The organism is Alteromonas sp. H02 (assembly GCF_059682525.1).
In genome coordinates this window covers 3,072,063-3,085,943 of sequence record NZ_CM185021.1, presented here as the reverse complement: position 1 = coordinate 3,085,943, position 13,881 = coordinate 3,072,063, and the positions used below count along the sequence as shown (strand labels likewise).

The window sequence follows — 13,881 nt, the reverse complement described above, 5'->3', positions numbered from 1 at the left end:
AATCGAGTGCGGCTGCCATGTGCCAGTGGGCCAAACTTACGGTAGACAGATGAAGCGTTGTTATACACCTCACAACTGGCGGAAACAAGTCCAGCGAAGTAAGCGGAAATGGAAGTTTGGTATACATTGGCGCAGAACTATGTTTTAAACTGAATGGTTATTCAGTGGTCTTTTTCTTTTCATTTCAGTTCGCATAAAAATTGGACGGGGGCGGCGGTGTCCATTACATACCCCCAAAGTTTTTAACCCCCCCTCAAAAAATCTAAAATTCAAAACGGAAGACTAGGGCGGCGGTCACTTCCAGTGTAAGCGATCAATATAGACCCGGATCACCCCATTTTATCTAAGTCGCTCGTTAATTTTTTGTCCGTGAATCTCTCTTTCCAGACTCTTGGCGTCAGGTCGAGTACGTCTTTGGCCGGATGCAGTGCTACACGCTGCAATACATCCACGAGGTAGTGGTAGGGATTCACGCCTTGCAGGCGGCAGGTCACCATCAGGCTTTGTAATATGCCCAGTTGTTCAGCTCCGAGTTCAGACCAACAGAACAAATAGTTTTTTCTGCCCATGGGAATAACCCGCAGTGCCCGTTCGAGATGATTGGTGTCCATGGGTAACGCGGGGTTACTCAGGAACACCTTGAGTTGGCTTTCTCGCTCATGCGCATAGTGAAGCGCCTTGGCGAAGGGGGATTTGGGTAGTAAATCAGTGCGCTGTCGTTGTTGGTAGACCCACCGGAAGAAGTCAGTCACGAGTGGTTCGCTGTGTTGTTGCCGGTAAGAATGGATATCGGCCAGGTCTGATTGTTTATCCCGGATGTGTTTTTCATGCCGGTAGAGCGCAGCGATAATATCCAGTGCCTGCTGTGCGGCTTGCGGCTCACTGTCGAGGGCTTTTTCAAAGCCTCTGCGCATGTGTACCCAGCAGGCAGCGTGCACAATCTGTTGTTCTTGTTGGTTTATCTGCTCAACAGTTTTGGTATAAGCAGCATAGCCGTCGGTCAGCAAGGTACCGGTAAAGTCCTGTAACTGTGCTTTGGCATGCAACATGCCTCGGCTGTGACTCCAGGTAAAGGCCACTTCATCACTGTCACCGTACATCGGCCAAAAGTAAGTTTGTTTCATGTGTCCGGGTTTTCGACCCGCGCCTTTGGTGCGCCCGGCTTTAATGGGCACTTCATCCATGGCCAGTATGTTACTTTGCAGGATGTGTTGCCACTGGGCTTTGGCAATGGGCCGAAGCAGCTCAATGCCTTGTTGTATCCAGTTGATTAAGGTAGCCCGGCTAAGGGTGATACCGCTATCAAGCATGCGTTGATGTTGGCGGTGAAGCGGTAAGTGATATACCGCTTTATCCACCATCAGCCCAGCGAGTAGTGAGACATCGCAGTAACAGCCTTCCAGTACATTGATGGGGGCTGGGGTATCCTTAAGGGTTTGCGTGGTTTTATGACGCACGACCTGACGACGATACACCAGTACCACATAACTGCCGGGCTGTTGTGCTAAGCGACGGGTTTCTTTGATATCCACGACATCATACTGGTCGGCATCCGCCCCCTGTAACTCAGGCGCAGGCACATCAATAATCAGCTGAGGCACCGTCTCATCAAAACGCAGGCCTTCATCATTCACATCCGAGTCGCGACGTTGCTTTTGTGAGGAACGGGTATGGGCCTTCACCGGTTTGGTGTCTGCCGGTAAGGCGTGTGTCTCACCCTCATCAAACAAACTGCTCTGCGCCGGATTATCCACTAACACTTTTTCAGACTTACGCCCGAACAACTGGCGTTTAAGCCAGTCCAGTTGATGCTTGAGTTGCGCAATCTCCTCAGCTTGATGAGCAAAGGCAGCCTCAATTTCAGACGGTGAAAGGTGACTAATAGAATGTGTTTTCATGGCGTAAATTATAACAAAATCAGTCAATTAAATCGCCTGTTTTGTTTGTCTTTTTGCCAGTAAATGCCATCAATCAAACACTGTAACTGAGCACTGTTTAATGGTGTTTTTGCTGTACCGTCAGTGACTTTGGCGAAGGTGCCTTTTTCTAACCGTTTACTCCACAAACAATAACCGCCCTGGTAGTAATACAACACCTTGAGCTGGGTACGGCGTTTATTGATAAACACAAACCAGTCACCACAATGCGCTTGCATCCCCAGTTTGCCCTGTACCAGTGCCGCCAGCCCATCAAACTGTTTGCGCATATCGGTATTACCGGTATACAGCCAAATACGCCCATTGGATAAGGGTAACATCAGGCAGCCCGGTTCATCCGCAGCACCACACCACCGGGTAATGCCAGTTCAATCTCCCAGGCAGAGCCTGCGCTCTGGTTCGCACTTGCTGGCATATCAAAGGCAAGCCAGTTATCTTGCTGCGCAAGCGATTGGCTATCATCGCTCAGTTTTTTACGCCACAGATAGAAGTTTGATACTGTTAACGCATGCTGTGCACAAAATTCACTGACTGTCAGTTCGCCTGCTGCTTGCTTATCAATCAATTCCTGCCATTGCTCGCGTGTTCGTCTTTTTGTTGCCATCGATTAAGTCTCCGTGAGTAAAATCTACGGGGACCATTTTACGGGGTAGCTCCGCCGGGAAAAGACGGTCTAAATTGATCGCTTACCTTCCAGTGAGCCTATAGAGATTCAGTTACCCCCCTGATACCAGGTAACAGGAATATAACCCCCCTTTGAAAAATCTTATAGCTGTAAAAAGATCGCGGCGATTATACCCGTGTTTCTAATAGCCCAGGGAGGACCCTTGAAAAGCAAGCATGAATCATCTTTGATTTATTAAGAACCGGAACCCCTATAGATTTTCACAGCTGTTAGAAAAGTGCGGCGATCATACCCGTACACTTAAATTTTAGGCATAGCTAACTGGGAGATTCGTTGCTGTTATCTGGGCGCAAGGTCAACGAACAACGGGGGGATGGGGTGGGAACACTGGGAAAGTGGGAATTGCAATTCTTACTTATTGATATTTAATAGTTTTAGCGATTCCCATACTTATGTTGAACCATTCCCACATTTAGCAAAGTGGGAATGACTTGTTAAGACGATTTAGCAGATAATGCGCGTTGAACGGTAGAGAGAGCACAACCGCATTCCTTGGCAATATTACGCAGTGATAAGCCTTCTGCTTTTAAACTTTTGATGGTGTCATGCAATTTGCTGTCTGTTGGGCGACCTTTGTATTTACCCTTGGCTTTAGCTTGTTGAATGCCTTCTAACTGACGTTCTCTCAGCATAGAGCGCTCAAACTGGTATACACTGCCAAGCATACTTAGCATAAGCTCTTGCATCGGGCTGGCTTCACCAGTGAATGTGAGGTTCTCTTTGTGAAAGCAAATTGAAATGCCTCTATTGGTTAACTCTTTGACCATCTTTAGCAAGTCTTCCAGGTTACGGGCTAACCGGCTTATATCATGAACGTGGATTTCGTCACCGTCTCGAACATAATCGAGCATTGCTTTAAGGCCTGGGCGCTTGGTGTCTTTTCCTGAGCATTTATCTTCGAAGAGCCTATCAACCTTAATACCGCTAAGTTGGCGATCTAAGTTCTGTTCAACTGTGCTTACTCTGATATATCCAACCTTTGACATTACCCGTCACCTGTACCGATTTAAGTTTGAGATATTACGATGATAGTGTACCTATAATTATAATCAAGGGTAAATGAGTACATATAACAAACTGTTCTGTACTCGTTTAAAGCGTACTTATTTGGGTATACTCAAATGAGTTCATTTAATTAATCAATCACCAGCCTCTTTAAGGACTTTTAGGGTAGTCTTGGCAAGTTTAGTGTCATCGAAGTATCCGGCATTACCTATGATAATTTTTGAGGATGTTAAGCGCTCAAGAAGAGTTGATGATGAATCTATTGTACTCAAGCATGCTTTAATTCTTACTACGTAACCTCCGAAGACAAATTTATAAAACAGCATATCTTCCAGTTTTATCTGTCTTGGGTCCATTATAAGCTTGTGAATAATGGGTTCATGCTTACTGGGAAGAATTCGTTCAAGCAAGAATGGAAACTCATGTTGTTCTCCTATTTGATTATTCCAAATAAGTGCTTGTAGGTATTTCTCTGTATCTTTCTCAAGCTTTACATTTTGGAATAGCTCTGTCGTACTTATCGAGGCTCTCCACAAAATGGTCATGAAGAAGAATTTTAAACTTGAGGCTGGCTCTATTAATTGCAATTCCTTTGTGGGGTGCAAATTAAAAGCATGTTGCAAGTCTCGGTTTTTCAACAATAAGTCAGCAGCATAGTTATCGGTTTTCAAGAACCGCTTTTCGCATTCACTACAAAGGATAGTTTTGTCGTAGACTCCAACTAGACTCTTCTTGTTAAGTTGGTCTGCAGTATTGGTGTACAGACGAAAGGCAACAGTTCTGTCGTCCCTCAGCTCTTCATAGAAAGATCGAGGGATAATGTGGCTCTTACTCAGTTTACTTTTTTCGATTGAACATCCTTTACACTGCATTGTTGCATCCTTATTAATCTGGCTAAGTCGAAACTTATTTTCTTATTGATGTTTTACGTCAAATAGCAAAAAAGATCATCTTACGAGGTTCCTAATCAGAATCCCCGAACAGCACACTACCTTGCACTTTGTAGATGTATTTCATCTTCCGGCCGGTACCAGGTAGCCGTTCCTTTGTCATCAATCTGTTCTCTTTAAGTTCTCCATCTCTGAGCATCAATGCGCCTATGTCTCTTAGTAACCGGGCTAAGCGTTGGTGATCATTCCCTTTGCAGATAACTTCCTTGAACACGGTGGGGTGAATGTAGTAAATGACTTCTTGGCTTTCCCCATGTACCGGGTCTTTCTTGTCGATATGTCGACGAAAGCCCCATGATTCGCTAGGTGAGGGTACATGAGTATCAATGCTAGGGCTTTCGCTGTCCCAGCGTTTGAAATGTGAATCTCCATGCATTTCAAGTTGCATTCTGAAACTCTGCAATAGCTGCTTATCTTCCATGTTGCCTTCGCCACCACGGGATTTAAGCCAGGATTGAAAACATTCTATTGAAGCGTTATAAGCTTCTCCTTTCTGCCAGCCGGTTATATTCCATTGTGTCGCGAGTTCTCCAGCTAAACCAACGTAAGCGATCAATTTAGACCGTCTTTTCCCGGCGGAGCTACCCCGTAAAATAGTCCCCGTAGATTTTACTCACGGAGACTTAATCGATGGCAACAAAAAGACGTACACGCGAGCAATGGCAGGTATTGGTTGATAAGCAAGCAGCAAGCGAACTATCGGTCAGTAAATTTTGTGCGCAATATGATTTAACGGTATCAAACTTCTATCTGTGGCGTAAAAAACTGAGCGATGATAGCCAATCGCTCACGCAGACGGATAATTGGCTTGCCTTTGATATGCCAGCAAGTGTAGACAAAGAGCCGGGCGCAGCGTGGGAGATAGAGCTGGCCTTACCTGGTGGTGTGGTGCTGCGGATGAACCGGGCTGCCTGATGTTACCCTTATCCAATGGGCGTATTTGGCTGTATACCGGTAATACCGATATGCGCAAACAGTTTGATGGGCTGGCGGCACTGGTACAGGGCAAACTGGGGATGCAGGCGCATTGTGGTGACTGGTTTGTGTTTATCAATAAGCGCCGCACCCAGCTAAAGGTGTTGTATTACTACCAGGGCGGTTATTGTTTGTGGAGTAAACGGTTAGAAAAAGGCACCTTCGCCAAAGTCACTGACGGTACAGCAAAAACACCATTAAACAGTGCTCAGTTACAGTGTTTGATTGATGGCATTTACTGGCAAAAAGACAAACAAAACAGGCGATTTAATTGACTGATTTTGTTATAATTTACGCCATGAAAACACATTCTATTAGTCACCTTTCACCGTCTGAAATTGAGGCTGCCTTTGCTCATCAAGCTGAGGAGATTGCGCAACTCAAGCATCAACTGGACTGGCTTAAACGCCAGTTGTTCGGGCGTAAGTCTGAAAAGGTGTTAGTGGATAATCCGGCGCAGAGCAGTTTGTTTGATGAGGGTGAGACACACGCCTTACCGGCAGACACCAAACCGGTGAAGGCCCATACCCGTTCCTCACAAAAGCAACGTCGCGACTCGGATGTGAATGATGACGGCCTACGCTTTGATGAGACGGTGCCTCAGCTGATTATTGATGTGCCTGCGCCTGAGTTACAGGGGGCGGATGCCGACCAGTATGATGTCGTGGATATCAAAGAAACCCGTCGCTTAGCACAACAGCCCGGCAGTTATGTGGTACTGGTGTATCGTCGTCAGGTCGTGCGTCATAAAACCACGCAAACCCTTAAGGATACCCCAGCCCCCATCAATGTACTGGAAGGCTGTTACTGCGATGTCTCACTACTCGCTGGGCTGATGGTGGATAAAGCGGTATATCACTTACCGCTTCACCGCCAACATCAACGCATGCTTGATAGCGGTATCACCCTTAGCCGGGCTACCTTAATCAACTGGATACAACAAGGCATTGAGCTGCTTCGGCCCATCGCCAAGGCCCAGTGGCAGCACATTCTGCAAAGCAAAATCCTGATGATGGATGAAGTGCCCATTAAAGCCGGGCGTACCAAAGGGGCTGGCCGAAAACCGGGGCAAATGAAACAAACCTACTTCTGGCCGATGTACGGTGACAGTGATGAGGTGGCGTTTACCTGGAGTCACAGCCGGGGCATGTTGCACGCCAAAGCACAGTTGCAGGACTTTACCGGTACCTTGTTGACCGACGGCTATGCCGCTTACACCAAAACGGTTGAGCAGATAAACCAACACGAACAAAAGATAGTGCACGCTGCCTGTTGGGTACACATGCGCAGAGGCTTTGAAAAAGCCCTCGACAGTGAGCCGCACACCGCACAACAGGCATTGGATATTATCGCCACACTCTACCGGCATGAAAAACACATCCGGGATAAGCAATCAGACCTGGCCGATATCCATACCTACCGCCAACAACACAGCGAACCACTCGTGACTGACTTCTTCCGGTGGGTCTACCAACAACGCCAGCGCACTGATTTACTACCCAAATCCCCCTTCGCCAAGGCGCTTCATTACACCGCTGAGCGAGAGAGCCAACTCAAGGTGTTCCTGAGTAACCCCGCGTTACCCATGGACACCAATCATCTTGAGCGGGCACTGCGGGTAATCCCCATGGGCAGAAAAAACTATTTGTTCTGTTGGTCCGAACTTGGTGCTGAACAACTGGGCATATTACAAAGCCTGATGGTGACGTGTCGCCTGCAAAGCGTGAATCCCTACCATTACCTCGTGGATGTATTGCAGCGTGTAGCACTGCACCCGGCCAAAGACGTACTCGACCTGACGCCAAGAGTCTGGAAAGAGAAATTCGCGGACAAAAAATTGACGAGCGATTTAGATAAAATGGGGTGATCCGGGTCTATATTGATCGCTTACAAACCAACAAGGGCAAATTTGGCAGCGGCACGTTGAACTTGACCTCCAGCGTCCGGAGTAAGGTAATTCGAGACAAATAAGTTTATACAATCAACCAGGTAAGTGGTTAAGGTTTTGAAGTCTTTCTCGACCAATTTATAAATGAAAGCCGGGAACGCGGTTCCATAATATTTTTGCATGTTGCGCTTAAGATGATTCGAAAGCTCAGCACCACCGGCGAAATTATGGCAATTATTGAACACACCTTTGTGCTTGCGTTCTGCCTCTGATTCATGGAACGTTGCTCTGATCCCTAGAAAGCGCATCTCCATGCCGCCTGTTACTTTTTTGCCGCCTTCCAGAAGGTATTGCTCCAGTGTTTTTTCGCCATTGGTTAAATAAGTGAGTTTCCATCTGTGCTGTGATTCTCTGGCCTGACCTCTGTCGTTTGCTCTATGCTTGCCTTGACCGTTACCCAACATATAAATAATGTCGCCAATTATTCGGGCATCCACTTGGTTAATTTCATCCAGAGCTAACAGCATGTCAGAGTGTGCGGAAGCCAAACTCTCCAGGGCGTTATCTGTTGCCCTGAATGTGCATTTGTATTTTTCTGGGTCGCCAAACACGGAACATGCCACATTAAGCAATGTTGATTTGCCCCAAGAGCTATCACCAAAGAAATGAAAACCCATCGACTCATAGCCCATTAATTCAACCAGTGGAGCAGACAAAGCGGCACTGACCGCGAAAAGCGCCAGGGAATTACCGGAGCAGTATTGGCTTACATTGGTTTGCCATTCTTCAAGCGATCCGGATTCGCCAAGTTTGCACATTGCCGGGCTTTCACTGTAATACATGATTTGTTCATCAGATCCCGCCACTGATTCAGGGAATACGAATGCATTTTTGTGCCAGCCCATTTTATAAACGAGTGATACACGGCGTTTTGTGTCGTATCCATGTAAGTATTCTAAAAGCTTTCTCTTGGCATCCCGATAGGGTGTAATGTTCAAACCTCTCTCAAGTAGTCCTTTTACTATCGGGTTTCCGCCATCAGTGGCAAATTCCTGCATTGAAACATTCCAGAGTTTCTCTTGGTTATCATGATCTTTAAATTTCAATAACATGCCCCAGTTTCGGCCGTCTCCCAAGCCGCTGCGTGAACGGGCAACATACTCAATAGGAGAGCATATCTTTTTACTGTTAGATTTATCATCGGTGTACCAGAGTCCTTGCTCATTCAACGTAAATCCGTGAGGGATGAAATCCGCTTCTTCTGGTAATGGGACGTCAGTATCATCGAACAACAGATTGTTCTTCATTGCTTGGGATAGATGCTCTGCGCGCCAGCCAAGCTGTAAGGCTTCAAAAGCATCTGCCTTTTCAGGCCATGATCCGCCAGGTTGTAAGCTGCCATTATCCCCCGGTGAATACTCAGCAAAGAACTGAGTATTGATTACATGAAGGTACTCAATCCCTACTTTTGCTAATTGCTCGTTGAGTATTGATGTTGCTTCTCTTCCGGCTGTGTCATTGTCCGGCCAAAAGATTATCTGCTGTCCTCTCAATGGCGAGAAATCAGTTTTTGTAATGGCTTTGGAGCCTCCGGCCCAACATGTTACAAAGCAATCAGGGAAAAGCTCTACCGCTGAGTCAGCCGCCTTTTCTCCTTCACATATTACCGTAACCTTATGTGATGCTAGGTTAAGGCATTCTAAGCGGTAAAGGGGCCTATTTTGGGGTAATTGACGCCAGTGCCATTGTGGCTTTCCATTACCCAATGTTCCGAATGCCAAAGGCCTATAATCTTTATTTCTTTGGCCTTTTTTGTTCGAATCGAAACGCATTACCCTGATTATTAACGAGCCATCATGTGAGCGATAATCCCAGTATTTTGTAGGTTTTCCATTCCTTGGATGAACTACAGGGCAGTTTCTGCCAGCATCAAAAGGAGGCTGATAAATTGGCTTGAATTCAGCTTTTCGATTAGTTAGAGGCTTTTGTTCTGTTGAACTATTAGCGGTATCGGCAATACCTAAAAACTTGCTGAGAGATCGAGCAGCTGAACCTTGATTAACCCTCTCAACATAGGCCACCAAGCTAATAAGATCCGCGCCGCCATCATTGGTTGCAAAGTCCTTCCAAATACCTGTTACCAGGTTTATTGAGAAAGAACCCTTCGAGCTGTCGTTTCGAGTCGGGTTAAGTGCTATCCATTCGTTTCCATTTCTGGAACCGTTAGGAACCCAGTTACTCACGACTTTTTCGGCTGAATCGATCGCCTTTTCATTAATGGTTTTAAAGTCAATTTTGGACATAGTTAACCCTGCTCACTGAATGTAAGAATATAAATATTCTCGTTTGATTGTGTACCAGGTATTAGGCTGCTGGCTTATCGTCAGTTAGCGGCGTGTAACCGTATTTTTTGACCAACACCCAATATACAATTTCTCTTATTGATGGAGACTTGGGTAACCAGTAGCGGCTGCATATCGTTGGTAAGTCTTGGTATCCTTTGACACTTTCACTTCTGCTCTCTATCGGAATCTTGTGCAAATTCCGGATAGTAGATATTGTCGAATTCAGACATGTATCATGCAGTTTATAAGCGGCTTCAAACCGGTTTAATGAGCCAGCTTCATACAAATAATGCAAAACTCTGGCAACTTTAACCGGCTCTTTGTTGGCTGGTGGGCATAGTAGTCGATTTATCATTTCAGACTCCTATGCCGCTTCAATGCGAGCAGAAATGAGATCGTTAACCAGGGCCATTATTTCTGCTTCGGTTTTCCCTGCGGCTCTGGCTTTTATTACTGCATTTATTTCGTGTTCATACCACCCAACAGCGCGACAGCCGAGGCTGAATGATGGGGGGAATGTTTTGCCGTTAATCTGCCGGTAAAGTGAGGTTTCAGAAACGCATAGAAGTGATAACACTTCTGGTTTACGCATGATTTTTAAAGATTGTTGTTCGTTACTCATTTTGTCAGTTCCTGATTGTGCTAGAAAGTTCTGGAAGGTACTGACGTCTTATTATTCACATGTTAGTGTCTAAAAAAATGGAAGAAAATTTTTAAATTTCTTACCGATTTTGGAGAGAATAGTTGTACTGGAGATATCCAATCAGTCGTTTTTTTGCAGTTTTATCCAATCCGGCGGCGTCCAATTTACCATCAGGGTAAAGTGCTAAGACGAGCTGTTTGGGTTTGATCGTTTGACCCGTATAGTTCGACCAAATAAGTAAATCAAGCAGTGCTATAAGTTGGTAGTCGCGGAGTTTGGCTACATCATCAGCACGTTCATAAACTATTTGTTTGGCTGACTCTCTGCATGTTTCTCTAATTTTAGGTAAAAGAGTTGCAATGTCTTCTAATAGCTCATTGTCTGGCCTGCTTAAATCAAGCGTTAAATGTATGTTTTTTCCTCCAGAGGATAAGGAAAATATCGTTCCGATTAGGTCCGGTTGAATACGTTGGTTGTTGCTGTACTCATAAGAGTTTATTGATTTTTCAAAACCCGATAATTCTGTCAGTCGGTTAATACGAGTAAGTTCTTCAATATCTAACAGTTTGGTGTTTAGATGATTGAAGTCCCGATTTTCATAGCTAGCCCGGCCTGAAGCAAGATTTCGTTCATAAGCTACGACATGAAAATCATGAGGAATAATGCTTTGGATATATTGTTTTTGCTTTACGGTTGTATTGCTCGATAACAGTTTAAATAACTGTGGCGGGAGAAGGGCATTTCTGTCCCGTTTAATTCCCTCCATTAGTTGTGATATTTCAGCTTCAGTATATGGGATCTGCTCAACCAAGGTGTTTGCATCAACCACAATGGGTAAGCCAGCTGTGATTTGCTGAAAATGGGGATGCGAGACTATGTCTTTTCTTATTTTAAAGTTGCCAATTACGTAAGAGTCGCAAAGCCAATCGAGTTGCGTTTCATTGGCAGATATCCCATAAAGCAAAACTTGTCTCTGGTATAGCTGGTTCCAGATTGCATCATCGTTTAACTTGTTCAGCTCTCTATAATTTTCGAGTGAAAACCATTCTGGAATACCAACCGTTTTTGGTTTGGTCATTCATTTCGCCCCCGCGAAAACCCAAAGAATAAATGCAAAGTCAGGGACGGTGGGTAGCCGTCCTTTTCGGGAGCTAACCTAGGCTTTGCTGGAAAGTTAAAGCTATGCTATTTGAGGCACATCTAATGCCTTTGCAATTGAATCCCTCGTACCGTTAACCAGTGAGTCAGCACCAAACAATGCGTTCACGATATCAGTATCCTGCTGTGTAATATGTGAGCTTGAACAGGGTACTTGTTCAGCAATTGAATAATTAAATTCTGAACACCAAGAATCAAGGGATCTGAGTACTGCTATCAAATGTGAATGCATATCTCCTTTGTTGCTGGATTCAGGTTCAATCATAAATTGAAGGTTATTCTGGATAGAGAGCAGGGCTTCTAACTTATTATTTACTGCCAGGAATAAGTCAGAATTAACGTTAAAAAGGCCGCTGCTGTTCTGTTTAAACGTTTGAATTGTAAGACGTAGCACAGAGCAAACTGTTTGTATTTCATAGAAGGCCTGCTCGACTTGCGAATCTAAGTCATGTGTTTTCATAACATTGTCCTTATGCTGCTTGCAGTTGGTTCGAGGGAAACAATTCATTTAAAGCACTGATATCGTGATGCAAAGCTTTGAATGCTCCTTGATACGAATAATGTAGTTCAGCCATATCAGTACCATAGTCGAAGTCCTCAACATCTAACCCTAATTCCATAATACGGGCTAAGTCTTTGAACTCATTTAATAGCTCTCTGAGAATTCTCAATTCGATTGTGTTGCCGGGCGGTGTTGACTCATCAAGAAACACAAAACGCCCACTTATTTCCTTTGCTGCGAAAACTGCAATTTTTACCTTGCTGTTAAAGCGTTTTACTATGTAATCACCTTGCAGCGCTGATAGCTTTTCGACAGTGTTGATCATGGAAATTAAAGCGTAATAGTTTTCCGCAATATTGAACACGTTAGCTTCAATAGTCTGTGACATAGGAAGATCCTCTTTCTTTGGTGGTTTATCCGTTTACCAACCGCAATGCCTTTTTGGCACTTGATAAACTCATATCGCCTGTTGCAGCATTCTCTATGTGCTGTGACCACCAACACATTAAAGGCCTTCTGCGTTCCAGGTATTCTGCTCTGTTGTACGCTCTGCGAACTTCGTTTTTGTCCACGTGTGCAAGCGCTGCTTCAATTAAATCTGGGTCAAACCCCTGCTCATTTAACACTGTACTCGCAAGCGCTCTAAGGCCGTGTGAGACAAGCTTTCCGCTATAACCCATCCGCTTAAGTGCCATGTTTGCCGTTTGAGCATTGGCGTGAGTTTTAGGGTTTCTATCAGCAGGGAATAAAAACTCCCTGTGGCCGCTTATGGGGTTGAGGGTGTTTAATAACCCCAGGGCTTGGGGAGACAAGGGAATAGAATGTTGCTTTTTCATCTTCATTCTCTCTGCCGGTATGGTCCATATCTGATTTTTGAAATCAATTTCAGACCACTTGGCCCCAGCTGCTTCACTAGGCCTCACCATTGTGTGTAATTGCCATTCTATAAGGCAACGGGTAACAAGCTTAATGCTCGCGAAATTGAGGGTTTTCATTAAGCCAGGTAGTTCTTCTGGCTTTATCGTTGCCATAAGCTTTGTTTTTGGCGCTTCAAAAGCTTGGCTAATACCAGCAAGAGGGTTACTAAATATTACGCCCGTGTTGACTGCGAATGTCATGATCTCGTTAAGCCTTTGGCAAAGTCGCCTTACAGTCTCTAGGCTTCCTTTTGCTGCAATCGGCTTCAGTGTATCTATGGCTTTGGTAGCTGATAGCATACTTACCGGATGGTTGCCGATTTTGGGGAATATGTGATTTTCCAGAGAGCGCCAGAGGTCTTCGCCATAATCATGGGTTACTTTGGTGCTTTTTATTTCAAACCAGTCTGTTGCAACTTTTCTAAGCGTATTTGTATGCTCTTGTTCTTTTGCCTTCTGAACACTCTCTCGATGTTCCTTCGGGTCAATATTGTTTGCCAGCAGTTCTCTGGCTTCTCGCTTTTTACTGCGAGCCATAGCCAGTGAAATATCGGGGTAGGTGCCAATACTTAGGTTCTTACGTTGCTTGGTGTAAGGGTGGTAGTAATTAAACAGCCAGAGTTTTGAACCAGTAGGCTTCACTCTCAGAAATAATCCTTCTCCATCTGAGAGGTTATATTCCTTATCCTTGGGTTTTGCCTGAAGGACTTCCGTATTGGTAAGTGGTTTAACAACTTTAGCCATCGTAGTAACACCAGGTTAGTAACATTGAGTTCCGTGTTACCAATAATGTTACTATAAAAGCGGGATGTTACGAAAGTTGCTGGTGGCTTTAGAAAGCGAAAAACCCTTGAAAGTTCTGATTTTCAAGGGTTT

Annotated in this window: 15 protein-coding genes; 3 read left to right on the top strand and 12 right to left on the bottom strand. The window is 44.9% G+C overall.

Annotation, left to right across the window (positions count from 1 at the left end; genetic code table 11):
• Nucleotides 1–329: 329 nt before the first annotated feature.
• From tnpC (AC566Q_RS14245) to AC566Q_RS14220, 6 genes are all read right to left on the bottom strand, one after another.
• A complete protein-coding gene (gene tnpC / locus AC566Q_RS14245; RefSeq protein WP_499617481.1) occupies nt 330–1,898 on the bottom strand; it encodes an IS66 family transposase in 1,569 nt (522 codons plus the stop codon).
• A 23-nt stretch (nt 1,899–1,921) separates the two neighbouring features.
• Nucleotides 1,922–2,257, bottom strand: coding sequence for an IS66 family insertion sequence element accessory protein TnpB (tnpB, locus tag AC566Q_RS14240; protein WP_126874057.1), 336 nt, complete (start codon nt 2,255–2,257; stop codon nt 1,922–1,924).
• Nucleotides 2,257–2,541: an IS66 family insertion sequence element accessory protein TnpA gene (gene tnpA / locus AC566Q_RS14235; RefSeq protein WP_024016272.1), complete on the bottom strand. Its 285-nt coding sequence runs from the start codon at nt 2,539–2,541 to the stop codon at nt 2,257–2,259. Before tnpA (AC566Q_RS14235) ends, tnpB (AC566Q_RS14240) begins: the two co-directional genes overlap by 1 nt.
• A gap of 515 nt (nt 2,542–3,056) precedes the next feature.
• The gene (locus AC566Q_RS14230; RefSeq protein WP_499607307.1) at nt 3,057–3,608 is read right to left on the bottom strand and encodes a recombinase family protein; all 552 of its coding nucleotides are present in this window, start codon (nt 3,606–3,608) and stop codon (nt 3,057–3,059) included.
• A gap of 153 nt (nt 3,609–3,761) precedes the next feature.
• Nucleotides 3,762–4,298 carry a hypothetical protein gene (locus tag AC566Q_RS14225; protein ID WP_499607304.1) on the bottom strand — a complete coding sequence of 179 codons (537 nt, stop codon included), beginning with the start codon at nt 4,296–4,298 and terminating at the stop codon, nt 3,762–3,764.
• Between the two features lie 292 nt (nt 4,299–4,590).
• Entirely contained in the window at nt 4,591–5,133 is a 543-nt protein-coding gene (locus AC566Q_RS14220) for a hypothetical protein (RefSeq protein ID WP_499607301.1), read from the bottom strand.
• A gap of 74 nt (nt 5,134–5,207) precedes the next feature.
• Here AC566Q_RS14220 and tnpA (AC566Q_RS14215) point away from each other — a divergent pair, with 74 nt between their 5' ends.
• The 3 genes from tnpA (AC566Q_RS14215) to tnpC (AC566Q_RS14205) are packed head-to-tail and all read left to right on the top strand — an operon-like array spanning nt 5,208 to nt 7,419.
• A complete protein-coding gene (tnpA, locus tag AC566Q_RS14215) occupies nt 5,208–5,492 on the top strand; it encodes an IS66 family insertion sequence element accessory protein TnpA (protein ID WP_499607299.1) in 285 nt (94 codons plus the stop codon).
• The gene (tnpB, locus tag AC566Q_RS14210; RefSeq protein WP_126874057.1) at nt 5,492–5,827 is read left to right on the top strand and encodes an IS66 family insertion sequence element accessory protein TnpB; all 336 of its coding nucleotides are present in this window, start codon (nt 5,492–5,494) and stop codon (nt 5,825–5,827) included. The genes tnpA (AC566Q_RS14215) and tnpB (AC566Q_RS14210) overlap by 1 nt, the downstream gene beginning before the upstream one ends.
• 23 nt (nt 5,828–5,850) lie before the next feature.
• Nucleotides 5,851–7,419 (top strand): IS66 family transposase, encoded by a 1,569-nt coding sequence (tnpC, locus tag AC566Q_RS14205; RefSeq protein ID WP_499617517.1) that lies wholly within the window; start codon nt 5,851–5,853, stop codon nt 7,417–7,419.
• Nucleotides 7,420–7,439: 20 nt separating this feature from the next.
• Here tnpC (AC566Q_RS14205) and AC566Q_RS14200 read toward each other — a convergent pair whose 3' ends face one another.
• From AC566Q_RS14200 to AC566Q_RS14175, 6 genes are all read right to left on the bottom strand, one after another.
• A complete protein-coding gene (locus AC566Q_RS14200; protein ID WP_499607296.1) occupies nt 7,440–9,743 on the bottom strand; it encodes a DUF927 domain-containing protein in 2,304 nt (767 codons plus the stop codon).
• Nucleotides 9,744–10,149: 406 nt separating this feature from the next.
• Nucleotides 10,150–10,407, bottom strand: coding sequence for a helix-turn-helix transcriptional regulator (locus tag AC566Q_RS14195; RefSeq protein WP_499607293.1), 258 nt, complete (start codon nt 10,405–10,407; stop codon nt 10,150–10,152).
• Between the two features lie 100 nt (nt 10,408–10,507).
• Nucleotides 10,508–11,506 carry a DUF6387 family protein gene (locus tag AC566Q_RS14190; protein ID WP_499607291.1) on the bottom strand — a complete coding sequence of 333 codons (999 nt, stop codon included), beginning with the start codon at nt 11,504–11,506 and terminating at the stop codon, nt 10,508–10,510.
• Nucleotides 11,507–11,608: 102 nt separating this feature from the next.
• Complete coding sequence (locus AC566Q_RS14185) at nt 11,609–12,046, bottom strand: hypothetical protein (RefSeq protein ID WP_499607289.1); 438 nt, start codon at nt 12,044–12,046, stop codon at nt 11,609–11,611.
• Nucleotides 12,047–12,056: 10 nt separating this feature from the next.
• Nucleotides 12,057–12,476 (bottom strand): hypothetical protein, encoded by a 420-nt coding sequence (locus AC566Q_RS14180; RefSeq protein WP_499607286.1) that lies wholly within the window; start codon nt 12,474–12,476, stop codon nt 12,057–12,059.
• A gap of 25 nt (nt 12,477–12,501) precedes the next feature.
• Nucleotides 12,502–13,749 carry an integrase domain-containing protein gene (locus AC566Q_RS14175; RefSeq protein ID WP_499607283.1) on the bottom strand — a complete coding sequence of 416 codons (1,248 nt, stop codon included), beginning with the start codon at nt 13,747–13,749 and terminating at the stop codon, nt 12,502–12,504.
• Nucleotides 13,750–13,881: the final 132 nt, after the last annotated feature.